Raw genomic sequence first — 24835 nt, 5'->3', positions numbered from 1 at the left:
TTATAAGTATAGGTTTACGGCTGATTTCATCCAAAACACCTACGCACCTGCGGCAGACAAGGCGCAGGCACAATGGCGTCCCCCTCAATAGCGCGCAATATGCCATGGCTCTGGACTATTTGGAATTCGACTACAGCGAAGATGAAGAAGGCACCGGTACATGGGATGCCATGGCCAGTGTCAAAGCCGAGCGCGTGCCTGCGCTGGCCGCCGAAATCGAAGCCGTGCTGCGCTGGGCCAGCCAGAAATTTCCCGGCCGCCAGGGCGCGGTGGAAGAAGGTTTTGACTGGGACTATGACCTGCAGGCCCAGGACGATGATGGCGAACCTTTGGGCACCCGCTTTGACAAGACCGAAGGCAAGCTGACGCTACAGGTCTCGGCCACGGGCCGCACCACAGTCAATCTCTCGCTGTCCGGCTCTGCACATTTTGGTGATGCGCTGCGTGAACGATTCGATATCGAGGATTGATAAATAAGGATTGATAGCGGGGAATGAGACCCACTGGAAAGTCATGACCACCCCATGCAAAATGAGGCCGCCTGAAGTGACTTTTCAAAGGGGTTCCCCATGACTGATCGACTCTCTGCACCATTTGTGTTCGAGCAATTCGTGAATGCTCCGCGCGAGCTGGTGTACGCCGCCTTTACCGAGGCAGAGCACCTGAGCCACTGGATGCGCCCGCCCGGCATGGTGATGACGCAATGCGGGGTGGATGCCCGCGAAGGCGGCAGCTTTCACTACGCCCTGCGCGCCGAGGCCATGCCACTGGCACCTGTCATGTGGGGGAAGTGGACGTTCCGAGAACTGAAAGCGCCTGAGCGCATCGTCGCCGTCGTGCAGTTCAGCGATGCCGCTGGTGGCGTCACGCGTCACCCCATGGCGGCGCAATGGCCGCTGTACACCTTATCCACCACCACACTGGTTCAAGAGTCTGAAGGCACACGCATTCACCTCGAATGGCGGGCCCTCAATGCCGAGCAGATAGAAGAAGCGGTCTTCAACAGCTCGCACGCCGGTATGACGGTCGGCTGGAGCAGCAGCATGCAACTGCTGGCAAGCTATCTGGGCAAAATTCAGGCCGCTTAACTGAGTTAGTGATGCCGTGACGCAGTGACGTACTAACGGACCAGAAACCGTCGCCCTTCAGTTATCCATGTCCTGCTTGCGCTTGGGCGCGGCAGTGGCATTCTTGCGGCTGGCACCGGCACGGCCCGCCTTGCTCCACTGATAGTCAAAACCATCGGGTGTCTTTCCGTCTTCCACGGCAGAAACGCCCACCAGGCCGACCATGTCGCGCAGCTCTGACGAGATAACGACATGGGCGTTGCTCTGGTCTTTGCGCAACAGCTGGCACAGCGCCAGCGCCTCGCCCATCTGCGCATCGGAAAATGCCTGGCATTGCGACTGCCAGGCAGGCGTCTGGCCCTCGGGTTCGGAATTACGCAGGTAAAAAACAGCAATGCTCATGGCGTGATCTTCACAACAAAACAGGGCTAGTTGTAACCCAGAGCGCAAGCCTGTACAGCGAACTCACTCTTTCTCAGTCTTTACGTGCTGGGGCGTTCAGTGGTTCCCAGCGGCCAGCCACATTCTTGAGCAAGGTATTCACTGCCGTCAGTCTGCGGTTTTTGACGTTGTTGAGCGTGTTTTGCGCGCTCAGCACCGAAGTCTGAGCCGTCAGCACATTCAGATAGGCCACGATGCCGGCCTTGTACTGGTTGTTGGCCACAGTGAGCGACTTCTGCGCCGCCACCAGCGCTTCGGTCTGCACCTGCTCTTCCTGTGCCAGATTGACGGCCGCGACCAGGTTATCTTCCACCTCCTGCAGCGCCGTCAGCACGGTCTGCTTGTAGGTGGCGGCATTCAGGTCCAGCGTGGCGCGGGCAGACTCCACCGCCGCCGAACGCGCACCGCCATCAAAAATGCTCATGGCCAGCGCCGGGCCCAGCGACCAGAACAGATTGGGCGCATTGAGCAAATCAGAGAGGATGGAATTGCGATAACCTCCCGATGCGGACAAGGTGAGTGAAGGGAAGTACGCCGCACGCGCCACACCAATCTGTGCATTGGCCATGGCCACACGGCGCTCTGCCGCCGCAATGTCGGGGCGGCGCTCCAGCAGGGTCGATGCCAGCATTTCAGGCACCACGGGCGGCGTGGGCAGCACCGCCGTCACCGGAAGGCTGAACTGCGCCGGAGCCTTGCCCAGCAAGGCAGCCAGCGCGTGCTCGAATTGTGCGCGGGTAATCTGCGCATCCAGCAAGCTGGCCTGCGTGCTCTTGTACTGCGACTGGGCCTGCGCCACATCGGCAGACGACACCACGCCCGACTGGTAACGGTTCTGCGTCAGCTTCAGGCTTTGCGCATAGGCATCCAGACTCTCTTGCAGGAACTTCATCTGCGACTCGGCGGCACGCAGCGAGAAATAGGTCTGCGCCACCGATGCCTGAGCCGACAGGCGGGCCGCCGCCAGATCATCCGCACTGGCCTGGGCGGAGGCACGGCTGGCGTCTACCCCGCTCGACAACTTGCCCCACAAGTCCAGCTCCCAGCTGGCGCTCAGGCCCAGTGAGAAATTGTTGTTAATGCTGCCGCTGCGCGCCACGTTATCGCCATTGGTGTTGCTGTAGGTGCCGCCGCCCGTCAGCGCACGCGAGCCGCTGCCCGTGGTGCTGAGCGTGGGCAGCTGCGCAGCCCGGCTGCTGGCGACTGCGGCTTGCGCCGAGCGCAGGCGGGCCACGGCCTGCTCCACGCTGGGGTTGCCTGCGGCGGCGGCGTCTTGCAGTTGGTTGAGCACCGCATCGCCATACACCGTCCACCACTGGTCAGGCACGGTGACGACGGGGCTACCTGCCACGGTCTGCGCGGGTTGCCACACGCCAAACTGGGCCGCCTGCGGCGTGGCTTCCTTGAACTGGGCGGGAACATCCAGCTTGGGGACTTCATAAGCGGGCTGGGTGGAGCATGCCGCCAGCATGACAGCCGCAACGATAGGCAATAGACGGGGAAAGACACGAGGCAAAAAACAAGGCAGCGCCGTAGATTTTTTCTTCATAAAAGTGAGCTGCTTGCGCTTTACCTGATTGGGCTCAAGGCCGATTTGATTCAAAAACTGGGTGGACATATTCATCTCACTTCACCTCGGCCAGGGCCGCGACAACTGCTTTGTGCGGTGCCTTGGGAGCACGCGACCACAGGCGCATGACGCGATTGCGTGCACGGTCCAGCAACACATAGACCACGGGCGTGGTGTAGAGCGTGAGCAACTGACTTAGCAGCAGCCCCCCCACAATTGCAATGCCCAGCGGCTGGCGCAGCTCCGCACCATCGCCACGACCCAACGCCAGCGGCAGCGCGCCAAACAAAGCGGCCATGGTGGTCATCAAAATGGGGCGCAGACGCAGATTGCAGGCGCGATATATGGCCTGCGCAGCGCTGGCATGTCCGCCCTTTTCTCGCTCCAGCGCAAAGTCAATCATCATGATGGCGTTCTTCTTGACCAGCCCTATCAACAAGATCACGCCGATGAAGGCAATCAGCGAGAACTCGGTCTTGAACAACATCAGCGCCAGCAGCGCACCCACGCCGGCGGACGGCAGCGTGGACAGAATCGTCAGCGGGTGCACCAGGTTTTCATAGAGGATGCCCAGCACCAGATAAATGGTGATGATGGCCGCCAGAATCAACAAAGGCTGACCCGCCAGCGCCTGCTGGAAGGCACCGGCCGAGCCGCTGAAACTGCCGCGAATGGACACGGGCACGCCCAGCTCCACCATGGCATTGCGAATCGCATCGTTGGCCTGCGACAGGGACATATTCGGTGCGAGGTTGTAGCTCACGGTGCTGGCAGGCGTGCCGCTCTGGTGCTGCACGGACAGCGGCGTGGTCGATGTGGTGATCTTGGCAAACGCCGTCAGCGGAATCTGCTGGCCCGCACTGTTGACGAAGAAGAAGCCGCGCAACGATTCCGGGCTCTGCAGATACTGGGATGAGGCCGTCATCACCACCCGGTACTGGTTGAGCGGGTTGTAGATCACTCCCACCTGACGCTGACCAAAGGCATCGTTCAGGGTGTTGTCGATCTGCGAAACCGTCAGCCCCAGTCGCGTGGCCTGATCGCGGTCAATGACCAGCTTGGTCTGCACGCCGTTATCCTGGACATCGCTGTTCACATCGGCCAGCTCTGGCAAGGTGGAAAGCACCTGGCGAATGCGCGGCTCCCACAGGCGCAGCTCGGCCGTGTCATCGGCCTGTAGTGTGTACTGGTACGACGACATGCTCTGACGTCCACCAATGCGCACATCGCTCTGAGTCATCATGAACAGGCGCGCACCAGGCTCGTTCTTGAGCTTTTCACGCAGGCGGTTGATGACTTCATCGCTCGACACTTTGCGCTCAGCCATGGGCTTGAGCGACATGAACATATTGCCCGAGTTGGCCTGGCCACCACCGGTAAAGCCGGTCACATATTCCACCGCCGGGTCCTGTTGCACGACATCCAGAAAGCGCTTGATACGGCGCTCCATCGCCTGAAAGGATGTGGACTGGTCAGCACGGATAAAGCCCATGACGCGGCCTGTGTCCTCGCTGGGCATAAAGCCTTTTTCAATGGCCGTGTAGAGATAGACATTGAGACCGATGACCGCGACCAGAGCCGCCATCACCACCGGCTGGTGGCGCAGGCCCCATGCCAAAGACCTGCGGTACAGCGCGGTCAGTCTTTTCTCGAAACGATCCATGGCCTGGGAGACACGCAGCCAGAAGGCATCCCACCGGCGCGAGAACGGACGCTTGGCCCGCTCGGCGCGGCGGCGCTCTTCTTCGGCGGGCGTGCGCAGCAGAGCGGCACACATCATGGGAGTGGTGGTCAGCGAGATGATCATGGACACCAGAATGGCCGCCGACATGACCACGGCAAACTCACGGAAGAACCGGCCCACCACACCGGCCATGAACAAAATCGGCACAAACACGGCGATCAGGGACAGGCTCATGGAGACCACGGTAAAGCCAATCTCGCGGGCACCTTCAATGGCCGCCTGCATGGCGCTCTTGCCGCGCTCCATGTGGCGCATGACGTTTTCAAGCACCACGATGGCGTCATCCACCACAAAGCCTGCGGCCACTGTGAGTGCCATCAGCGAGAGGTTGTCCAGCGTATAGCCACACAGGTACATGATGCCGAAGGTACCCATCAGCGATGCGGGCACGGCCACCGCCGGAATCAGCGTGGCACGCAGGCGGCGCAGAAAGACGAACACCACCATGATGACCAGCGCTATCGAAATCAGCAGCGCGTTCTGCACTTCTTTGACCGACGCACGCAGCGTGGGCGTGCGGTCCGAGATCACGGTCACATCAATGGCTGGATTGATGGAGGCCCGGAGCTGCGGCAGCATGGCACGCACCTTGTCCACGGACTGCAAAATATTCGCATCGGGTTGTTTGAAGACTTGCAGCAACACCGCAGGCTTGCCGTTCATCACGCCGTAGTTGCGCACATCCTGCACAGAGTCGGTCACGTCTGCCACATCGGACAGGCGCACGGCGTTGCCGTTGTTCCAGCGCAGCACCAGCGGGGCATATTCAGCGGCAGTGCGTGCCTGGTCGTTGGTGGCAACTTGCCAGTAATGGTCTTCACGCTCTACTGCACCCAGCGGGCGGTTGGCGTTGGTGGCGGTGATGGCCGTGCGTACGGAATCGAGCGACACACCGTTGGCGGCCAGCCGCACCGGGTCCAGCTCCACACGCACAGCGGGCAAGGCACCGCCGTTGATCGAGGCCTGCCCCACGCCATCCACTTGCGCCAGCTTCTGCGCCAGCACCGTGCTGGCCGCGTCATACATCTGGCCACGGGTCAGCGATTCAGACGTCAGCGCCAGAATCATGATGGGCGCATCTGCCGGGTTCACCTTGCGGTAGGTCGGGTTGCCAGGCATGCCGGAGGGCAGCAGGGTGCGCGCCGCGTTGATGGCGGCCTGGACATCATGGGCCGCGCTATCGACCGTGCGCGTCAGGTCAAACTGCAGCGTAATGCGCGTGCTGCCCATGCTGGAGCTGGACGTCATCTCGTTGACGCCCGCAATCGCGCCCAGTGCCCGCTCCAACGGGGTGGCCACGGTGGCCGCCATGGTGTCAGGGGCTGCACCAGGCAAGCTGGCGGTTACGGAGATCGTCGGATAGTCCACCTGCGGCAGCGGCGCCACGGGCAGCAGAAAGTAGGCCACGCCGCCCACCAGCGCCATGCCTATGGTCAGCAAGATGGTGGCGATGGGACGAAAGATGAAAGGCGTGGAAATGCTCATGGCTTGGTTCCACCCTGCTCACCCATGACTTCCGCTTCGGAATGCGGCAGATGCTTGACGGCAGACAGGCCGCGCTTGGTGCGCCAGTTCTCGGCCCAGCGCTCAAAGGTCAGATAGATAACAGGCGTGGTGAACAGCGTCAGCAACTGGCTGACCAGCAGACCGCCCACCAAAGTTACGCCCAGCGGTTGGCGCAGCTCGCTGCCCACGCCAGAGCCCAGCATCATGGGCAGCGCACTCAGCAAGGCGGCCAGCGTGGTCATGATGATGGGTCGAAAGCGCAGCAGGCAGGCCTGATAGATGGCATCGCGCGCATTCATGCCCTCTTCACGCTGGGCATCCAGCGCGAAGTCAATCATCATGATCGCGTTCTTCTTGACGATACCAATCAGCAAGATGATGCCAATGATGGCAATGATGTCCAGATCCAGCCCCGCAACCAGCAAAGCCAGCAGAGCACCAACGCCAGCCGATGGCAGGGTCGAGAGAATCGTGATCGGGTGAATCGTACTTTCATAGAGCACGCCCAGCACGATATACATGGTGATCACCGCCGCCAGCACCAAGAGCAGGGTGTTGGACAACGACGCCTGGAACGCCAGTGCAGCGCCCTGGAACTGCGCATCCACCGACAGCGGAATCTGCCCTTCATCACGCAGGGTCTGAATGACTTGCTTGGACGCATCCACCGCATGGCCCAGCGACACGCCTTGCGCGGTGTTAAAGGAGATGGTGGCCGCAGGTAACTGGCCCACGTGGTTGACGGCCAGCGCCATGGGGCGCTCGCTCACCGTGGCAATCGACGACAGCGGCACAGGCGCGCCGGAGGAAGATGCTGCATAAATGGTCTGCAATGCCTCAGGGCCCACCTTGAACTGCGGTGCAACCTCCAACACCACACGGTACTGGTTGGACTGGGTGAAGATGGTGGAGATCAGCCGCTGTCCAAATGCGTTGTAGAGCGCCGAATCCACCGATGCCACCGTCACACCCAGACGGCTGGCCTGCGCGCGGTCAATCTGCACATAGGCCTGACGCCCCTGGTTCTGCAGATCGCTGCTCACATCCAGCAGCTCGGGCAGTTGCTGCAGCTTATCAACCAGCGCCTTGGTGCTGGCCGTCAGCTGCGCCATGTCGGGCGAGGACAGCAGCAACTGGTACTGGGTGCGTGCTTGCCGGTCTTCAATCGTCAGGTCCTGCACGGGCTGTGCGTAAAGGCGAATGCCTGGCACATGCTGCGCATCTTCGGCTAGGCGATGGAGCACTACGGGCAAAGTATCGCGCTGACTATGGGGCTTGAGGTCGATCTGAATGCGGCCAGTGTTGAGCGTGGTGTTGGTGCCATCCACGCCGATAAAGGACGAAATGGAAGCCACAGCCGGGTCTTTGAGCAACTGCTCGGCCAGCGCCTGCTGGCGCTCGGCCATGGCGGCGAAAGAGATGGACTGATCAGCCTCGGTGGTCGCGGCAATCGTGCCCGTGTCCTGCTCGGGAAAAAAGCCCTTGGGCACGACGAAATACAGCAACACCGTCACGGCCAGCGTGGCCAGGAACACCAACCAGGTCAGCTTGCTGTGGTCCAGTACCCAGGTCAGCATGCGACCGTATTCGGCAATCACCTTGTCAAAGAAACGGGCCACGGCAGCGCCTATGCCTTTGGATTCTGCGGTCTGCTCAGGCTTATGGCGCAGCAAGCGCGCGCACAGCATGGGCGTGAGCGTGAGCGAGACCACGGCAGAGATCAGAATCGCCACCGTCATGGTGATGGCAAATTCGTGGAACAGACGCCCCACCACATCGCCCATGAACAGCAATGGGATCAGCACCGCAACCAGAGAGATGGTCAGCGAGATGATGGTGAAGCCGATCTGCTTGGCACCCTTGAGCGCAGCCTGCATGGGCGGCTCGCCCTTTTCCACATAGCGGGCGATGTTCTCGATCATCACGATGGCATCGTCCACCACAAAGCCGGTGGAGATGGTCAGTGCCATCAGCGTAAGGTTGTTGATGGAATAGCCAGCCAGATACATGACACCGAAGGTGCCGATCAGGGACAACGGCACCGCCACGCTAGGAATCAGCGTGGCCGAAGCGCTGCGCAGGAACAGGAAAATCACCATCACCACCAGAGCAATGGCCAGGCCCAGTTCAAACTGCATGTCTTCGACCGAAGCGCGGATGGTCACGGTGCGATCCGTGAGTACCTGCACATCAATGGATGCAGGCAGCGTTTCCTTGAGCTGAGGCAGCAAAGCCTTGATGGCATCAACGGTGTCGATCACGTTGGCACCGGGCTGGCGGCGAATGTTCAAAATCACGGCCGATTTGGAACCCGTGTCTGGCGTGCCCGACCAGGCGGCAAGGCGGGTGTTTTCAGCGTCATCCACGGTCTGGGCCACATCGGACAGGCGCACCGGGTTGCCGTTCTTGAAGGCGATGATGAGGTTGCGATACTCGGCCGCAGACTGCATCTGGTCGTTGGCATCAATGGTGGATGCGCGGTTAGGGCCGTCAAAACTGCCCTTGGCGGTCTTGACGTTGGCCGCGGAGATGGCAGAGCGCACATCATCCAGCGTCATGCCAAAGCTGGCCAGCGCGGCAGGGTTGGCCTGAATGCGCACCGCCGGGCGGCGCGCACCGGCAATGGCCACCAAACCCACGCCCTTGACCTGCGAGAGCTTGGGCGCAAGCCGGTTTTCCACCAGGTCATTGATCTTGATGACGGGCTGCGAAGGCGAGCTGATGGCCAGCGTCAGCACCGGCGCATCGGCCGGGTTGACCTTGCTGTACAGCGGGGGCATGGGCAGGTCGCTGGGCAGCAGATTGCTGCCGGCGTTGATGGCGGCCTGCACCTGCTGCTCGGCCACGTCCATGGACATGGACAGCGAGAAGCGCAGATTAATGACCGATGCACCACCAGAGCTGGTGGACGACATCTGGTCCAGCCCCGGCATCTGTCCAAACTGCCGCTCAAGCGGTGCCGTGACGTTGGAGGTCATCACATCAGGACTGGCACCCGGATACAGCGTGGTGACCTGAATGGTGGGGTAGTCCACCTCGGGCAGGGCCGAGATGGGCAACAGTCGGTAGGCAAGAATGCCCGCAATCAGCACCGCGACCATCAGCAAGCTGGTGGCAATGGGTCTAAGAATAAAGATGCGCGAGATATTCATGATGGCCGCAGCTTCTGCCTATGCTCAGCGGCCTGCGCTGTTTGCGCCACCATTTGCGTTAGCACTGGCTCCACCATGGGCCTCACGCTCGGCACGCATTTTCTGGAAAAAGGCCTTGCGCTCTTCAGGCGACATGGCATCCAGCTTCTCGCGCTGCTCGGGCGTCAGCTGGGGACGGTCGCCCCGCCCTTCTCCTCGTCCCTCGCCTCTCCCTTCACCACCGCGCTCTCCACGTCCTTCTGCACGCTGTGCCGCAGGTGCTGCTGATTCCGTCTGCGCTTGTTGAGCCCTGGCTGGCTCTGCAGCCCCCGTCTTGTCCTGTGCCTCAGACTTACGAGGCTGATCGCCGCTGCGGCCTTCACCGGCGGGGGCTGCTCCAGGCCCCGAATTTGCGCCACTGGCACCGCGCTCGGTGCGCAGCTTCTGGAAGAAGGCCTTGCGCTCATCCGGCGTCATCTTGGAGAGTTTTTCGCGCTGCTCAGGCGTCAGATTGCGCATGCCGCGCGGCTGGCCAGCGGCGTCCTGCACGGCCTGATCGACCTTTTTGACTTTTTCAGAGTCCACCACAGTGACCTGGGCACCTTCGCGCAAGCGGTCGATACCGTCGGTCACCACCTTGTCGCCAGGCTCCAGCTCGCCGCGCACACTGACAAAGTCACCATCCGCCACGCCCACCGTGATCTTGCGCTGGGTGACGGTGTTATCGGGCTTGACCAGATACACATAGTTGTTCTGCACGGCATTGGCCGGAACGGCCAGCACTTGATCGAGCTGACGCACCTGCAGCTTGACGTTGACGAACTGGTTGGCAAACAGCCTGCGCTCTGCATTGTCAAAAGCGGCCTTGGCCTTGACGGTGCCGGTGGTCGTGTCAATGGTGTTGTCCAGCGCATTGAGCAGGCCCTTGGCCAGAATCTGCTTTTGCTCGCGGTCCCACAGCTCCACCGGCATGGGCTGGCCTGCGCTCAATTGCTGAGCCAGGGTGCTGACATGGGCTTCGGGGATGGAGAAGACGGCATCAATCGGCCGCACTTGCGAAATCGTCACCAGTCCGTTGGTATCCGAGGGGTTGACCACATTGCCCAGATCGGCCTGACGCAAACCCAGTCGACCCGAGATAGGCGCCGTAATCTTGGTATAGCTCAGTTGCAGCTTGGCGGCATCGACCTGGCCCTGGTCTGCAGCCACCGTGCCTTGCAGCTGGCGCACCAGCGCCTCTTGTGTATCGACCTGCTGGCGGGCAATGGAGTCCTGAGCCAGCAACTCCTTGTAGCGCTTCAAATCCAGCTGCGCATTCATGAGCTGCGCCTGATCACGCGCCAGCGAACCCTGTACCTGCGCCAGCGCTGCGGTAAAGCTGCGCGGATCAATCTCGGCCAGCAACTGACCCGCCTTGACCTCGTCACCTTCCTTGAAATGGAGCTTGAGCAGCTCGCCCGAGACCTTGGCCCGCACGACGGCCGTGGCCCGCGCATTCATGGTGCCAATGGCGCTGATGAGCACGCGCATATCACGTCGCTCCACCACCCCCACCGACACGGGCTGGGACTGCCCCGCACCACCTGGGCCACCCGGCCCCATACGGCCACCGCGCCCACCCGGTCCTGATTTAGGAGCCGTTTGCGCTGATGCATCCTGCCCTGCACCTTGTTTTTGCTTGTACCACCAGTAGCCCCCACCCGATGCAGCCAGCGCCAGAACGACGGCGGCCAAAATGGCGGGACTGGCTTTGCCCAGCTGTGAAGATTGAGGGGTTGGAGTCAAAGAAGGTGTGCGGGGCATGGTGTGAGCGCAGGAAGTTCGAGCCTGAATTGCCGCCAATGGTATCTATTTGCAATTCAACCTTCGGTCAGGCAGCGCCGGCTTTGCCTGCATTTACCGCCGCTTTACCTTGGGTTTACCTGTGTCACCCTGCAAAAAACAGTGCTGACTTTCATCAAACCAATGCCGTGGATTTCAGGCCTCATGCTTGACTGCTGACACTGCCACGGGTGCGCCCGCACTGCGGCAGCCACGAATCTGGCCCCAAGGAGAAACCGATATGACCACCGAACGCCTGACCAACCACCCTGAAGAAGCCGCAGTCCGTGCCCCCCTGGAGTTGTACATGCGCGGCCACGCCGAAGACAACGCCGAGCATATGCGCGCTGCCTTCATGCCCACGGCCCGCCTGGAGTCCGTACGCGAAGGCCCGCTGACCTCCTGGGATGTGGACTTCTACTGCCAGCGTTTCAAGAACACCCCCGCCGCTGATGAAGCCACGCGCCGCCGCGTGATCGACTCGCTGGACATCGTGGGCACCGCCGCCATGGCCAAGGTCACCCTCTATCACGGTGCCGTGACTTTCACCGACTACTTCCTGCTGCTCAAGACCGAGCAAGGCTGGAAGATTGCCAACAAGGCCTTCCACGCTCAGCCCCAGTAATCAGGCAACAGCAAGCCGAAACGGCTTTGACGCAAAGGCCTCTGCCCGTACGGCAGAGGCCTTTTTTGTTGGCCCACATGTTGATGCAGGACTCTTGTTCGCAAAATCGCGCAGCCCTCAAGGCTGTAGAAAAATCAGTACCGCACCTCAAGCTGACGCAGTTCAAGCCTCTCCTGATTTCCCCTAACCCCTTGCACCCCAAGCCCCTGAATGACAGCAGGCGCACACTGATTCACAGACTCAGGAAACCTGTCAAATATTCAAATAAAACAAGGCTCTAGTGCTTGATTGGATTGCGTCACCAGCTATCAAACCAGTAGTAGGCAATCGCTGACGCTCAGCCACCACATTCAGGACGATATTTGTAAAAAACTTGATACCGCCGTCCGTAGAATCTCTTCCTTGGTTAGAACACACAGATCGCCCCTTGAGGCTTACCAGCTCCAAACCGCGCGACGCAACACAGCCTACTTTTTGGAGACACCATGCAGGCTTTACTCGCCCTGTCAAAGGGCATAGACAGGCTCAATGCCTTTGTCGGCAAATATTCCATCTGGCTGATATTTGCCGCGACCTTCATCAGCGCCGCCAACGCCATCGTTCGCAAGGTCTTTGACACCAGCTCCAACGCCTTCCTGGAAGTGCAGTGGTACCTGTTTGCCTGGTCCTTTCTGATTGCCGCCGGCTACACCCTGCTGCACCGCGAGCATGTGCGTATCGACGTCATCAACTCCCGCCTGTCCAAAAAGACGCAGGTCTGGATCGACATCATCGGCTTCGCCCTGTTCCTGACGCCGCTGTGCATCACCATCCTCTGGCTGAGCACGCCCGTGGCCATTCAGATGTACCAGTCCGGCGAAGTATCGGGCAACCCAGGTGGCCTGATTCGCTGGCCGGTATGGGCAGCCATTCCCGTCGGTATCACCTTGCTGATGCTGCAGGGCTGGTCTGAGCTGATCAAGCGCATCGCATTTTTGACTGGCAACGGCCCCGACCCCATGGGCAAGCTGCAGGACAAGAGCGCCGAAGAAGAGCTGGCCGAAGCACTGCGTGCCGAAGCCGATCGCAAGCAGGCTGAGGCGCTGGCCGCTCAGGCCAAGGCATAAGAAGTAGCGGGAGACATTAATGGAATTTATCGCTACCAACTACGCCCCCATCATGTTTGCGGGGCTGATCTGTTTCTTGCTGCTGGGCTTCCCCGTGGCATTCAGTCTGGGTGCTGCGGGCCTGGCCTTCGGCTTTCTGGGCATCGAGCTGGGCGTCTTTCCCTCGTCCGTAATGGCCTGGCTGCCCCAGCGCCTGATCGGCATCATGGCCAACGACACCTTGCTGGCCGTCCCCTTCTTTACCTTGATGGGCCTGATTCTTGAACGCTCGGGCATGGCAGAGGATTTGCTGGATACCGTCGGTCAGGTCTTTGGGCCTATCCGCGGCGGCCTGGCTCTGGCCGTGATCTTTGTGGGCGCGCTGCTGGCTGCCACCACCGGCGTGGTTGCCGCTTCGGTGATCTCCATGGGCCTGATCTCGCTGCCCATCATGCTGCGCTACGGCTACGACCGCCCCTTGTCTGCGGGCGTGATTGCCGCATCCGGCACGCTGGCCCAGATCATTCCACCATCGCTGGTGCTGATTCTGATGGCCGACCAGCTGGGCAAGAGCGTGGGCGATATGTACAAGGGCGCCTTCATCCCCGGCTTCATGCTGATGGGTCTGTATGTGCTGTGGGTCATGTTCCTGGCCGTGTTCAAGCCCAAGCTGGTTCCCGCACTGCCGCCTGAAGCCCGTATCTACCGCGAAGCCAATGGCAACGGCGGCTACACCTCGCTGGTCGTGGTGCTGGGTCTGTCCACCATCGTCGCCATCTTCCTGGCCAACCACATGGCTGACCTGCACACCTGGTGGCAGGGCAAGGAAGTGCTGGACGTTGCCACAGACGAAAAGATTGTCTCCGCCATGTGCGGCGGCACCTTCATGGCCTTTGTGATCGCTTCGCTGAACCGCGTGTTCAAGCTGGGCCTGCTGTCCAAGCTGGCCGAGCGCGTGACCTTTGTGCTGATCCCCCCCCTGCTGTTGATCTTCCTGGTGCTGGGCACCATCTTCCTGGGCATTGCGACCCCTACCGAAGGCGGTGCCATGGGCGCGATGGCTGCGCTCATCATGGGCTTTGCACGCGGGCGGCTGAACATGACTCTGCTCAAGCAGGCTCTGGCATCCACCACCAAGCTGGCCAGCTTTGTGATGTTCATCATGATTGGCGCCACCACCTTCAGTCTGGTCTTCCAGGCGGCTGACGGCCCCAAGTGGGTTGAGCACCTGCTCACCGGTCTGCCCGGCGGCCAAGTAGGCTTCCTGATCGTGGTCAACGTCATGATCTTTTTCCTGGCCTTCTTCCTGGACTACTTTGAGCTGTCGTTCATCGTGGTGCCGCTGCTGGGCCCCGTGGCCGAGAAGATGGGCATTGATCTGATCTGGTTCGGCGTGCTGCTTGCGGTCAATATGCAGACCTCCTTCATGCACCCGCCATTCGGCTTTGCACTGTTCTTCCTACGCTCCGTTGCACCCGATAAGCAGTATGTGGACAAGGTCACGCACAAGGTCATCGAGCCCGTGACCACCATGCAGATCTACAAGGGAGCCATTCCCTTTGTGCTGATCCAGCTGGTGATGGTGGGCACGCTGATCGCCTTCCCAGGCATCGTGACGGGCGCGCTCGACAAACCGGTCGTCGTCGACATGCAAAAGGTCGGTGACCAGATGCAGGAACAGCTGAACGACGCTGGCGGCGGCTACGGTTCAGATAACCCGTTTGGCGCACCAGAAGGTGGCGAAGAAGGCTCTGCAGCTCCCGAAGACGGCACCCAGCCTGCACCAGCGACTGATGCAGGCTATGGCTCGGACGACCCGGCCAAGGCTTTGCAAGACTCTCTGAGTGCAGCGCCTGCGGCCAAATAAACCATCAACTCGACAAAAAGCCCCGACTCACAAGAGCCGGGGCTTTTTTCATGAATGGCTCAACATTGATCGATCAGCACTTGTTCTTGAAACGCTGAAACTGCATCTCCAGCACGCAGCCATCCGCCTCGAGAAACCTCGCGTCGCCACCCGCATTGCGCAAAATCTGCCTGGTGATAGCCAGCCCCAGGCCCGCGCCCCGGCTGCTTTGCACGCCTTTGTGAAAGCGCTCAAACATCTGCTCACGCTGCTGGGTGCTCATGGCCGGGCCTTCATCAGCTACGCGCACCAGAATGTGGTCGCCCTGCGCTGTCATGTCCACGCGAATCGCGCCTTGTCCATGAAACAACGCGTTCTCCAGCACATTGCGAATCGCGGTTTGCAGCAGGCTGGCATCGCCTCTGGCTAGCACCGCGTCTTCAATGTGCACCTCAATCTGGCGCTCTTGGGCCTCCAGAAGCGGCAATAGCGACGCTACGGTTTCGCGAATCACGCGTGACAGTGGTGTGGCGGCACGTGCCATATCTGCGGCCGCATCCATACCTCGCTCCTGCCGTGCCAGCAGCATGAGCTGCCCAGTGAGTTGACGCAGATGCCCCATGTCAGTATCTATCGCCTGCCAGTCTGGCTGGGGATCCAGGCGTGCCTGCTGCAGACGCAGATCCAGCACCGTGAGTGGCGTGCGCAGCTCATGGGCCGCATCGGCGACCAACTGTTTTTCATGGGCTAACGCATGGGCTAATTTGTCCAGCGCCTGATTGGCAGCCTGCGCCAGCTGCTGCATTTCGCTGGGCAGATGGGCTGTAGGAATAGGCTGTGGGTTGTCTGAAGAGATTCGCTGCGCAAAACGCGCGGCCTGCTGCACAGGCTTCAAGGTCCAGCGCATCACCGCATACACCAGTGCAAACGCCAACAGACCGATGGGCAGCAGCAGGGCCAGACTCTGGTGCAACTTGGCACGCAGCAGCAGGCCGATGGTCTGGCGCTCCAGCACATCGCGCTTGGCCACCATCAGGGTTGCGCCATCGGCCAGCGGGGCTGCCACATTGATGACCTCGCCGCTGCGCAGCGGCAGACTGAACAAGGGCAGGTGCTCTGCAGACACAGGTTTGCGCAGACGGCGTGGTCTTTGCAGATTGTCCGAATACCAAAGTACCTGGCCTTCAGGCGAATACAAGGTGTAAGAAAGCTCGCCGCCCGCATAGCTCCTGGGCAGGCTCGCAGGGTCACTGCCCATGGTGAAGGCCGCACTGATTTCCCGCGCCTGAATGTTCATGGTCACGCGACGCAGCTGGTCGCGGGTGTCATAAAGCGACAAAGCCAATGCGCCCATGCCCGCTGCAAAAGCCAGCGTCAACCCCAGCAGTACGCGCAGCTCCAGGCTACGCGCAGGCATGAGCCTCTTGGGGCAGCACCATGCGATAGCCCACGCCGCGCACCGTATCGATCTGCACATTGGCACCGCCATCTCGAAGCTTGCGGCGCAGACGGGACACCAGGGCCTCCACCGCATTCAGCGTCACGCTCTCGCGCGAGGCGTAGAGATGCTCTTCCAGCCGTTCTTTGACGGTAATGCGCGGCCAGACTCTGAGCATTTCTTCCAGCAGCATGGCTTCGCGGCGCAGCAAATCGACCTGTTTTCCGTTCACGGTGGCAAAGCGAGATTCGGTCTCAAACGCCACATTGCCCAGACTCAGCTTTTGCTGGTGAATCCCTTGCGCCCTGCGCAGCACGGCCCGCAAGCGGGCCTCCAGCTCGGACATCTCGAAGGGCTTGAGCACATAGTCATCGGCCCCGCCATTGAGGCCTGCCAAGCGACTATCCAGCGCATCCCGTGCGGTCAACACAATGCAGGGAAGGTATTTGCCGCTCTGACGACAACTGGCCAGCACTTCCATGCCATCCATATCGGGCAAGCCCAGGTCCAGCACCAGCGCGTCGTACTGGCCAATGGCTAGCGCATGCAAAGCCTTGCGCCCTGTAGAGACGGTATCTACCGCAAAGCCCATGCGCTCCAGGTGACGGTATAGCAGCGCGCTCAACTCTTGGTGGTCTTCAACTATCAGCAGCTTCATCGGTCAGACGTTGATCAGCAATCGCAATTACAAATGAAAGTAATACGCATTTTAAATAACATTTCAGTTCGAGGATTTGATGAGAGAGCAGTTCTTAGGACACCCGTCCACCACTCTGGCTAAAACCGCTATCGCTTTGGCTCTGCCACTGGCCGCCACTCTGGCCCACGCCCAAAACACGGAAAGCAGCAGCGATGTGGCGCTGGGAACCGTGACGGTGACCGCCTCCGGGTATGAGCAGGAGGTCAGAACCGCCCCTGCCAGCATCACCATCCTCACGCGTGAGGAGCTGGAGAGCAAGCAATTCCGCTCGCTGAGCGATGCGCTGCGCAATGTACCCGGCGTAGGTGTGATGGGCGGCGACAAGGGCGAAATCTCGATTCGCGGCATGGAGTCCAGCCATGTGCTGATCATGGTGGACGGTCGCCGCCAGAACACCGGTGGCGTCACGCTCAAGGGCGGTGTCTCTGAAGGCCTGAGCAATAACTGGATTCCCCCCATTGAGGCGATTGAGCGCATCGAAGTGGTGCGTGGCCCCATGTCCACACTGTACGGTTCTGAAGCCATGGGCGGCGTAATCAATATCGTCACGCGCAAGGTCGCCAAGAGCTGGAATGGATCTCTGTCGGGCGAGCACACTTTTCAGGATGCAGGCAAGGCGGGCGACACCAATCAGGCCGACCTCTACCTGTCCGGCCCACTGATCGCCGACACGCTGGGCCTGCAGTTCTGGGGCTCAGACAAGCGCCGCCAGGAAGACGATGTGCTGGACGGCTTTGCCAAATCCAACCGCCAGACGGGCAACCTGCGCCTATGGTTCACGCCCAATAAAAATCACGAATTCATGCTGGAAGCCGGTCGCTCCAGGCAGGAATTCTGGACCACTCCGGGCCGCACGCTGGCACCCACAGCCACCCGTAACCAGAACGAATACATCCGCGAAAACTATGCGCTGAGCCACAAGGGCCGCTGGGGCTTTGGCATCTCGGACCTGAGTCTGTCGCAGGAAAGCGCGGTGCGCGAAGGCGAGTTGCAAACCGCCAAGCCCAAGACCAAGAACACGGTGCTGGACGGCAAACTGACCATGCCACTGGGCAATCACATGCTGCTGACCGGCTTTCAGATACGCCGCAATGAGCTCAAAAGCGATGGCTACTACTCCAACCCGCAAGGCCTGGGTCAGGGCATTGATGCATCGTTTACCGAAAAATCGCTGTTTGTCGAAGACGAATGGGCCATTACTGAAAAATTCAGCCTGACCGGCGGCCTGCGCCTGGATGACAACGAATACTTTGGCCGCCACTGGACGCCACGCCTGTATGGCGTGTGGAGCCTGACCAGCGCCTGGACCCTCAAAGGCGGTGTGGCCAAAGGCTTTCAGTCCCCGACCATTGCCCAGATCAACCCCAATATCGGCCTGCCCCAGCGTGGCGGCGCCCAGACCTGGGGCAACCCCGATCTCAAGCCCGAAGAAAGCCTGAACCGCGAAATCGGAGCCTACTACGATGCGGGCGGTGCCTTCCGCGGCAATGCCACCATTTTTGATACCGACTACACCAACAAAATCGTCAACACCGGCTCACGCCAGCTGGTCAGACCCGACGGCACTCCCGTGCCCAATGACCCATACACGGGCCGCGTCTTCAGCACCTACTTCAACATCACCAAGGCCAAGATTCGCGGCCTGGAGCTTTCGGGCAGCTACCAGTTCAGCCCCGCGCTCAAGCTGTCGGGCAACTACACGCTGACGGACTCCAAGGTCAAAAGCGCAGGCGTGAACATTCTGGGCTTTGGCTACCCCATGGCGGATGGCCAGCCACTGGTGGCCGTGCCCAAGCACGCCGCCAGCGCCACGCTGAACTGGAAGGCGCGTGAAAACCTTTCGGCCTTTGCCACCGTGACCTATCGCGGCAAGGAAGCCCTGATCGCCTGGGGTTCAGGCGGCGCAGTCACAGAATCCGTCGGCGCTGTCGCCACGCTGGATATTGGCACGGCCTGGTCGCCACGCAAGGACCTGACCGTCAATGTCGTGGCCTACAACCTCACCAACAACGTGCGCCCGCGCAACACCAGCTCGGCCTATTCGTATGCCGAAGATGGCCGCCGCCTGTGGGTCAAGATGGCCTACCGCTTCTAAGGTGAACACCGCCATGTCCACCAATCACTCACTGGGTCTGGCACCGTCCATGACACGTTCCATCGCTCGTTATCGCTGGGCCATTGCTTCACGCGCGCTGGCGGCTATTTTTGGCGGCTATGCGCTGTCGGCCCTGTTTTGCGCCAGCGCCGGTCTGGCACTGATGCACACCGGCGCCAGCCGTCTGGATGCCGTGATGACCGCCACCATGCTGGCCTTTGTGGTGCACTTCATCGCGGCCATCTGGGCATTTCGTGCCCCCAGCGCCAGCCGACTGTGGGTGGGCATGGTGATACTGGCCGCCCTGCTAGGCGGTCTGGCCACAGCGCTGGGGTGGAAGCCATGAGAGTCGACGGCAAACCCGAGGGACTGCGCCAGTCCATGTCATGGCTGCACACCTGGTCCGGCCTGCTGCTGGGCTGGCTGCTGTATGCAGTTTTCTTTACCGGCACGCTGAGCTACTTTGTCGACGAAATCAACGTCTGGATGAAGCCCGAGCTGCACCAGTCCGTGCCATCGGCCAGCACCGCTGAAAAAGCCATAGCAGGCATGCAACAGCTGGCGCCGGCCGCAAGCACCTGGACGCTGAACCTGCCCGGCGAGCGCCACCCTTCCGTGCAAGCCAGCTGGCGCGCCAAGGATGCGGCACCCGGCCGCGCAGGCACCCAGCGCGCTGAGCTGGATGCGGCCACGGGCGAAGCCATCCCTGTGCGTGAGACGCGCGGCGGCAGCTTTCTCTACCGCTTTCACTTTGAGCTGTACGCCATGCCCCGCATCTGGGCGCGCTGGATTGTGGGCATTGCCACCATGTTCATGCTGGTGGCCATCATCAGCGGGGTGATCACACACAAGAAAATCTTTACCGACTTCTTTGTGTTTCGCTCCGGCAAGCAGCAGCGCTCATGGCTCGATTCCCACAATATGACAGCCATTCTGGCCTTGCCCTTTCACATCATGATCACCTTCAGCGGCTTGCTGCTGCTGATGATCATGCTGATGCCCTGGGGCGCCAGCGCCGTCTATGAAGGCGATACCCGCGCCTACTTCAACGAAATGCGCGGCGGCAACCGCCCAGCCGCTGCCGAGCAACCCCGCCGCAAACGCGGTGAGCAGACTGAGTCACAAGCCGAAGACGCCGTGACCATGACCCCCATCGCCCCGCTGATGGCCGCTGCGCAGCAGCGCTGGCCCGAGCGCGGTGTGGGAGCGATCGTGGTGAACCAGCCCAATACGCCACGCGCGCGCATTGAGCTGCGCTCTCAAGGCGGCAACAGCCTCATCAACCGGGGAGGCAGCGAACGCATGGTGTTTGACGGCATCACGGGCACTCAAATGGAAGCGCCTGCAGCCAAGTCCGTCTCGACACCCACCGCCATCTACAACGTGCTGACCGCAGCACACCTGGGCCGTTTTGCCGAGCCTCTGCTGCGCTGGCTGCTGTTTCTGTCGGGTGTAGTGGGTACGCTGATGGCGGCCACCGGCATGGTGCTGTGGGTGGTCAAGCGCCTGCCAGAGCGGCGCAAGCTGGGTCGCACACCGCGCCTGCACCGACTGGTAGAGGTGCTCAACGTGGGCTCCATTGCGGGCCTGTCGATTGCCACGGCAGCTTACTTTTTTGCCAACCGCCTGATTCCAGCCGATGCTGTGCAGCGCTCTGATATGGAGATTCGCAGCTTCTTCATCGTCTGGCTGCTGTGCGCCGTGCACGGCCTGCTGCGCAGCCACCGCCGCGCTTGGGCAGAGCAACTGGCACTGGCCGCGGTGCTGTTTGGCAGCCTGCCCCTGCTGAATGCCGCTACAGGAGGCTTACCACTGCCTGCCGCCATGGGTGCAGGTCTGTGGAGCGTGGCGGGCTTTGATCTGGTCGCACTGGTGCTGGCGGCCATTCATGGCTTTGCGGCGTTCAAGCTGCTGCGTTCGCCGCGACCCAAACCTCTGCCCACCCCAAAAGCAGCCCCTGCTTCAGCCCTCGCGAATGGCGAAGGCAATGGCGCAGGCTCCACGCTGGCCCCGCAAGCGCAAGAAAGGCCAATCTGATGCCCTCCACCACGTTGATGGCTCTATCGGCTTTGCTGTTGAGCTTTTGCGGCTTTGCCGCGCTGAGCCTTGCCATGGATAGACACCAGGAAGATGTGCTGGGTCGCACCCTCGCCAGCCTTCCCAACCACCTGCTGCGCGCCGCTGGCACGGGCTTGCTGGTGCTTGCCCTGCTGGCCTGCATGGTGGGCAAAACCGCATCGGTGGCTGCCACTGACTGGCTGGGTCTGCTGACCTTTGCGGCGCTGGCCGTAGCGGCGTTGCTCAGCTACTTTCCCCGCGCCCTGCCGCCCGCAGCGGGCGCGGCCTTGCTGGTCGCTGCAGCGGCGAGCCTGTTTGCTTTTTGAATTTTGCTTATGAAACACCGCACTCTTCGCTCACTACGCAAAACCATCGCGATCGCCCCGCTGCTGTTGCTGCCGCTGATGGCTCAGGCGCACCGCTCCTTCCTCGTGCCCTCATCCACCGTGCTGTCGCAAACGGCCAATCAGTGGGTCAGCGTGGATGCTGCACGCGGCAATGATCTGTTCTTCTTCAACCACAACGCCCTGCCCCTTGAAGGGCTGCAGATCATCAGCCCATCCGGCAAAGCCACCGACCCTGCCAAGCTGGAACGCTTTCGCTACAAAGCCGTGTTTGAGTGGCAGCTGACCGAGCCCGGCACTTGGCGCGCCGCCGTGGTCAATGACGGCCTGCGCGTGCAATGGCAGGAGAACGGCCAGGCCAAGCGCTGGAATGGCCCCGCCGCAGACTTTGCCCTGCATGTGCCAGCCACGGCAGAAAAGCTTTCTGTCAACCAAGTTGCATCGCGCGTGGAGACTTTTGTCACCATGGGCAAGCCCAGCGCCGTCACCCCCACAGGCAAGGGGCTTGAGCTGCGCTTTGCCACCCACCCCAATGATCTGGCGGCCAGCGAGACCGCCACACTGACGTTTTTGCAGGATGGCAAGCCCGCACCCCAGCTCAAAGTCAGCATCATCGCGGGCGGCGCACGCTGGCACGAAAGCACCCAGCAAATGGATGGGGTGACCGATGACAACGGCAGCTTTCAAGTGCGCTGGCCCAGCGCTGGGCTGTACTGGATCAACGCCTCCACACGGGTTGCAGCCACCGTGGCGCAGGCCAAGCAAAAGTCTCTGACCTATGCGGCCACGCTAGAAGTTTTGCCTTGAAAATCGTAGCGGCTAGCGCCTGCCTACAGTTGTTTTCATATCAATAAGCACCTGAAACCCTTTAAGAGCCAGCGCAAGCTGCTCACAAACTAAAAAAGCCGCAGACATGGCCTGCGGCTTTTTTGCGGCGGGATGCAGCACCTGGCTGCACCGCGCGCTTTATCAGATCTTGGCGGTCGCCATGTACTGGTTGAAGGGGTACTCGGAGAAGCGGTTCCACAGGATCTGGTCGCGCTGGAAGGCGCGCATGTCCTGGTGAATCTTCTTGAACTCGGGCGACTTGGCTTCGTGCTCGGCAAATACTTCCATCGAGGCCTTGAAGCCAGCGTCCATCAAAGGTTTGGGGAACATCTTCAGCTGCGTCTTGTTGGCCACCAGACGCTTGATGGCCTGGGGGTTCAGCACCTGGTACTTGGAGGTCATGTCCATGGCAGCCACGCGAGTTGCGGCATCCAGAATGGCCTTGTTCTCGGGCGACAGAGCGTTGTACTTCTTGATGTTGATGAAGAACTCCAGCTCGGCAGAGCCCTCCCACCAGCCGGGGTAGTAGTAGTAAGGCGCAACCTTGTTGAAGCCCAGCTTTTCATCGTCGTAAGGGCCGACAAACTCCACGGCATCCAGCGTGCCCTTTTCCAGAGCCTGGTACACATCGCCAGCAGGCATGTTCTGTGCCACCACGCCCAACTTGGCCATGGCCTCGCCGAACACACCGCCGCCCAGACGCATCTTCAGACCCTTGAGGTCTTCCACGGTCTTGATTTCCTTGCGGTACCAGCCGCCCATCTGGGTGGTGGTGTTACCGGCAGATGCGGTCTTGAAGTTGTACTTGGCGAAGAAAGCATCCAGCAGCTTGCGGCCATTGCCATGGTCCTTCCAGCCATTCATTTGCAGCGCGGTCAGGCCAAAGGGCACGGCGCAGCTGAAGGCGAAGATGGGGTCTTTGCCGGTGAAGTAGTAGGCCGCCGTCTGCGCCATGTCGATGGTGTCGCCCTGCAGCGCATCCACCACGCCAAAAGCAGGCATCAGCTCGCCAGCGGGGTGCACGGAAATTTCAAACTTGCCGCCCGACATGGCCTTGACCACTTGCGACAGCTTTTCGGCGCTGCCGAAAATGGTGTCCAGTGACTTGGGGAAGCTGGAAGCCAGACGCCAGCGCACTGCGGCCTGAGCGTGAACAGCAGGAGCTGCACCAGCAGCCAGCACGCCAGCGATACCGGCATTTTTCAGAATAGAACGACGATCCACTTTTTAGTCTCCTTGAGGAAGTTATTGGGCTGGCACAGATGGCTGATCTAAGCCAGCTTCACTCATGCAACAGGCACAAAATGTACACGAGCCCAACGCGGAGTGCTCACTAAAAAGTGACCGTTCATTTAAGAAGTTCTACCTAGTAAGGTCGATCAAGCGCTGCTCATTCCGAGAGCCGATCTCACAGCCGCACAGCACTCATATAACTGGCATAGCGAAATTCCGAGAACCGGTCCCACAGCAGCTGATCATGCTGAAACCCGCGCATGCTGCGGTGAATCTTCTTGAACATGGCCGACTTGGCTTCGTGCTCGGCCATGGTCGCCATCACCGCCTTGAAACCCGCATCCATCAGCTCGCGCGGAAAGGCCCGCAACTGCACTCTTTCACTCAGCAGCTTCTTCAGTGCTGCAGGGTTCAGCGCCAGATATTTGGCCGTCAAATCCTTGGCTGCCAGCGCCGCCGCGGCTTCCACCATGGTCCGGTGCTCAGGTGCCAGCGCGGCATAGGCCTTGGTGTTGATGAAATAGGCCAGCTCGGCCCCACCCTCCCACCAGCCAGGGTAATAGTAGTAAGGCGCAATCTTGCCAAAGCCCAGTTTCTGATCGTCATACGGGCCGACAAACTCCACCGCATCGAGCCTGCCTTTTTCCAGCGCCTGCTGCGCATCACCAATTGGCATATTGACGGCCTGCACACCCAGCTTTTGCAGTGCATCACCCAGCAGGCCACCACCTGCACGCATGCGCAGCCCATGCAAGTCCTGCACGGTCTTGATTTCTTTGCGATACCAGCCGCCCATCTGCGTGCCGGTGTTGCCCGCGCTCAGGCTCTTGATGTTGTACTGGGCGTAGAAGTCATCCATGAGTTTGCGCCCACCGCCATACTCCATCCATGCGTCCATCTGCCGGGCCGTCAGACCAAAGGGAACGGCACAGCCCAGGGCGAAGCAGTAGTCTTTGTCGGTAAAGTAGTACGGAGCCGTCAGCGCCATCTCTACCGTCCCGTTCTGCACACCGTCCATCACGCCAAATGCGGGCATCAGCTCGCCTGCGGCGTGGATACTGACTTCGATCTGGCCTGCAGACATGACGCGCAGCGTCTGGGCAAATTTTTCTGCAGCGCCAGAGATGGCGTCCAGTGCTTTAGGAAAGCTCGTCACAAGGCGCCAGCGCAGCACCTCCTGGGCGCGCACTGCAGGTGCGACACCCGCAGCCAGCACGCCAGCCATGCCCACATGTTTGACGAGTGAGCGACGATCCATGAATATTTCTCCGCAATAAGTTTGTCAGTGACTCAACCGTTATAG

At 60.7% G+C, this 24835-nt stretch carries 19 protein-coding genes; 10 read left to right on the top strand and 9 right to left on the bottom strand.

The window, feature by feature from the left end; all coding sequences use genetic code 11:
* The first annotated feature begins 104 nt into the window (after positions 1-104).
* Together HF327_RS16390 and HF327_RS16385 are read left to right on the top strand one after the other, a co-directional pair.
* Positions 105-470: a hypothetical protein gene (locus HF327_RS16390; protein WP_198461338.1), complete on the top strand. Its 366-nt coding sequence runs from the start codon at positions 105-107 to the stop codon at positions 468-470.
* A gap of 99 nt (positions 471-569) precedes the next feature.
* The gene (locus HF327_RS16385; protein WP_198461336.1) at positions 570-1088 is read left to right on the top strand and encodes an SRPBCC family protein; all 519 of its coding nucleotides are present in this window, start codon (positions 570-572) and stop codon (positions 1086-1088) included.
* A 57-nt stretch (positions 1089-1145) separates the two neighbouring features.
* Here HF327_RS16385 and HF327_RS16380 read toward each other — a convergent pair whose 3' ends face one another.
* From HF327_RS16380 to HF327_RS16360, 5 genes are all read right to left on the bottom strand, one after another.
* Entirely contained in the window at positions 1146-1469 is a 324-nt protein-coding gene (locus tag HF327_RS16380) for a hypothetical protein (protein WP_198461334.1), read from the bottom strand.
* A gap of 73 nt (positions 1470-1542) precedes the next feature.
* Positions 1543-3132 carry an efflux transporter outer membrane subunit gene (locus HF327_RS16375; protein WP_198461332.1) on the bottom strand — a complete coding sequence of 530 codons (1590 nt, stop codon included), beginning with the start codon at positions 3130-3132 and terminating at the stop codon, positions 1543-1545.
* A gap of 1 nt (position 3133) precedes the next feature.
* Positions 3134-6307, bottom strand: coding sequence for an efflux RND transporter permease subunit (locus tag HF327_RS16370; RefSeq protein ID WP_198461330.1), 3174 nt, complete (start codon positions 6305-6307; stop codon positions 3134-3136).
* A complete protein-coding gene (locus tag HF327_RS16365) occupies positions 6304-9480 on the bottom strand; it encodes an MdtB/MuxB family multidrug efflux RND transporter permease subunit (protein WP_198461328.1) in 3177 nt (1058 codons plus the stop codon). Before HF327_RS16365 ends, HF327_RS16370 begins: the two co-directional genes overlap by 4 nt.
* 24 nt (positions 9481-9504) lie before the next feature.
* Positions 9505-11262, bottom strand: coding sequence for an MdtA/MuxA family multidrug efflux RND transporter periplasmic adaptor subunit (locus tag HF327_RS16360; RefSeq protein WP_198461326.1), 1758 nt, complete (start codon positions 11260-11262; stop codon positions 9505-9507).
* A gap of 259 nt (positions 11263-11521) precedes the next feature.
* On the opposite strand from HF327_RS16360, the gene HF327_RS16355 reads away from it, so the two are divergent.
* The 3 genes from HF327_RS16355 to HF327_RS16345 all read left to right on the top strand — a co-directional run bounded on the left by HF327_RS16355 (position 11522) and on the right by HF327_RS16345 (position 14857).
* Complete coding sequence (locus HF327_RS16355) at positions 11522-11905, top strand: nuclear transport factor 2 family protein (RefSeq protein ID WP_198461324.1); 384 nt, start codon at positions 11522-11524, stop codon at positions 11903-11905.
* A gap of 485 nt (positions 11906-12390) precedes the next feature.
* Positions 12391-13011: a TRAP transporter small permease subunit gene (locus HF327_RS16350; protein ID WP_198461322.1), complete on the top strand. Its 621-nt coding sequence runs from the start codon at positions 12391-12393 to the stop codon at positions 13009-13011.
* A 19-nt stretch (positions 13012-13030) separates the two neighbouring features.
* Positions 13031-14857, top strand: coding sequence for a TRAP transporter large permease (locus HF327_RS16345; RefSeq protein ID WP_198461320.1), 1827 nt, complete (start codon positions 13031-13033; stop codon positions 14855-14857).
* Positions 14858-14930: 73 nt separating this feature from the next.
* Here the strand turns inward: HF327_RS16345 and HF327_RS16340 are convergent, their stop codons facing one another.
* Positions 14931-16253 carry a sensor histidine kinase gene (locus tag HF327_RS16340; protein ID WP_198461318.1) on the bottom strand — a complete coding sequence of 441 codons (1323 nt, stop codon included), beginning with the start codon at positions 16251-16253 and terminating at the stop codon, positions 14931-14933.
* Positions 16240-16932, bottom strand: coding sequence for a response regulator transcription factor (locus tag HF327_RS16335; protein WP_198461316.1), 693 nt, complete (start codon positions 16930-16932; stop codon positions 16240-16242). The genes HF327_RS16340 and HF327_RS16335 overlap by 14 nt, the downstream gene beginning before the upstream one ends.
* 79 nt (positions 16933-17011) lie before the next feature.
* Between HF327_RS16335 and HF327_RS16330 the strand changes: the two genes are divergently transcribed.
* The 5 genes from HF327_RS16330 to HF327_RS16310 are packed head-to-tail and all read left to right on the top strand — an operon-like array spanning position 17012 to position 22278.
* Positions 17012-19069, top strand: a complete 2058-nt coding sequence (locus HF327_RS16330) for a TonB-dependent receptor domain-containing protein (RefSeq protein WP_198461314.1) — start codon at positions 17012-17014, stop codon at positions 19067-19069.
* A gap of 13 nt (positions 19070-19082) precedes the next feature.
* Positions 19083-19415 carry a hypothetical protein gene (locus HF327_RS16325; protein WP_236024230.1) on the top strand — a complete coding sequence of 111 codons (333 nt, stop codon included), beginning with the start codon at positions 19083-19085 and terminating at the stop codon, positions 19413-19415.
* Positions 19412-21106 carry a PepSY-associated TM helix domain-containing protein gene (locus HF327_RS16320; protein ID WP_198461312.1) on the top strand — a complete coding sequence of 565 codons (1695 nt, stop codon included), beginning with the start codon at positions 19412-19414 and terminating at the stop codon, positions 21104-21106. Before HF327_RS16325 ends, HF327_RS16320 begins: the two co-directional genes overlap by 4 nt.
* The gene (locus HF327_RS16315) at positions 21106-21453 is read left to right on the top strand and encodes a DUF3325 domain-containing protein (RefSeq protein WP_236024229.1); all 348 of its coding nucleotides are present in this window, start codon (positions 21106-21108) and stop codon (positions 21451-21453) included. Before HF327_RS16320 ends, HF327_RS16315 begins: the two co-directional genes overlap by 1 nt.
* A 9-nt stretch (positions 21454-21462) precedes the next feature.
* Complete coding sequence (locus HF327_RS16310; RefSeq protein WP_236024228.1) at positions 21463-22278, top strand: DUF4198 domain-containing protein; 816 nt, start codon at positions 21463-21465, stop codon at positions 22276-22278.
* A gap of 162 nt (positions 22279-22440) precedes the next feature.
* Here HF327_RS16310 and HF327_RS16305 read toward each other — a convergent pair whose 3' ends face one another.
* Positions 22441-23523 (bottom strand): TRAP transporter substrate-binding protein, encoded by a 1083-nt coding sequence (locus HF327_RS16305; RefSeq protein ID WP_099736119.1) that lies wholly within the window; start codon positions 23521-23523, stop codon positions 22441-22443.
* Between the two features lie 184 nt (positions 23524-23707).
* Entirely contained in the window at positions 23708-24790 is a 1083-nt protein-coding gene (locus tag HF327_RS16300) for a type 2 periplasmic-binding domain-containing protein (protein ID WP_198461310.1), read from the bottom strand.
* Between the last annotated feature and the right edge of the window lie 45 nt (positions 24791-24835).

Source organism: Comamonas suwonensis, assembly GCF_012844455.2.
Lineage (GTDB): Bacteria > Pseudomonadota > Gammaproteobacteria > Burkholderiales > Burkholderiaceae_C > Comamonas > Comamonas suwonensis.
The sequence above is the reverse complement of the archived record's forward strand: the minus strand, read 5'-3'. Positions and strand labels throughout refer to the sequence as shown.

Bases quoted from the DNA above. Each gene is read 5' to 3' on its own strand.
- HF327_RS16390 (WP_198461338.1), top strand. From the start codon at position 105: ATGGCTCTGGACTATTTGGAATTCGACTACAGCGAAGATGAAGAAGGC.
- HF327_RS16385 (WP_198461336.1), top strand. From the start codon at position 570: ATGACTGATCGACTCTCTGCACCATTTGTGTTCGAGCAATTCGTGAAT.
- HF327_RS16380 (WP_198461334.1), bottom strand. From the start codon at position 1,469: ATGAGCATTGCTGTTTTTTACCTGCGTAATTCCGAACCCGAGGGCCAG.
- HF327_RS16375 (WP_198461332.1), bottom strand. From the start codon at position 3,132: ATGAATATGTCCACCCAGTTTTTGAATCAAATCGGCCTTGAGCCCAAT.
- HF327_RS16370 (WP_198461330.1), bottom strand. From the start codon at position 6,307: ATGAGCATTTCCACGCCTTTCATCTTTCGTCCCATCGCCACCATCTTG.
- HF327_RS16365 (WP_198461328.1), bottom strand. From the start codon at position 9,480: ATGAATATCTCGCGCATCTTTATTCTTAGACCCATTGCCACCAGCTTG.
- HF327_RS16360 (WP_198461326.1), bottom strand. From the start codon at position 11,262: ATGCCCCGCACACCTTCTTTGACTCCAACCCCTCAATCTTCACAGCTG.
- HF327_RS16355 (WP_198461324.1), top strand. From the start codon at position 11,522: ATGACCACCGAACGCCTGACCAACCACCCTGAAGAAGCCGCAGTCCGT.
- HF327_RS16350 (WP_198461322.1), top strand. From the start codon at position 12,391: ATGCAGGCTTTACTCGCCCTGTCAAAGGGCATAGACAGGCTCAATGCC.
- HF327_RS16345 (WP_198461320.1), top strand. From the start codon at position 13,031: ATGGAATTTATCGCTACCAACTACGCCCCCATCATGTTTGCGGGGCTG.
- HF327_RS16340 (WP_198461318.1), bottom strand. From the start codon at position 16,253: ATGCCTGCGCGTAGCCTGGAGCTGCGCGTACTGCTGGGGTTGACGCTG.
- HF327_RS16335 (WP_198461316.1), bottom strand. From the start codon at position 16,932: ATGAAGCTGCTGATAGTTGAAGACCACCAAGAGTTGAGCGCGCTGCTA.
- HF327_RS16330 (WP_198461314.1), top strand. From the start codon at position 17,012: ATGAGAGAGCAGTTCTTAGGACACCCGTCCACCACTCTGGCTAAAACC.
- HF327_RS16325 (WP_236024230.1), top strand. From the start codon at position 19,083: ATGTCCACCAATCACTCACTGGGTCTGGCACCGTCCATGACACGTTCC.
- HF327_RS16320 (WP_198461312.1), top strand. From the start codon at position 19,412: ATGAGAGTCGACGGCAAACCCGAGGGACTGCGCCAGTCCATGTCATGG.
- HF327_RS16315 (WP_236024229.1), top strand. From the start codon at position 21,106: ATGCCCTCCACCACGTTGATGGCTCTATCGGCTTTGCTGTTGAGCTTT.
- HF327_RS16310 (WP_236024228.1), top strand. From the start codon at position 21,463: ATGAAACACCGCACTCTTCGCTCACTACGCAAAACCATCGCGATCGCC.
- HF327_RS16300 (WP_198461310.1), bottom strand. From the start codon at position 24,790: ATGGATCGTCGCTCACTCGTCAAACATGTGGGCATGGCTGGCGTGCTG.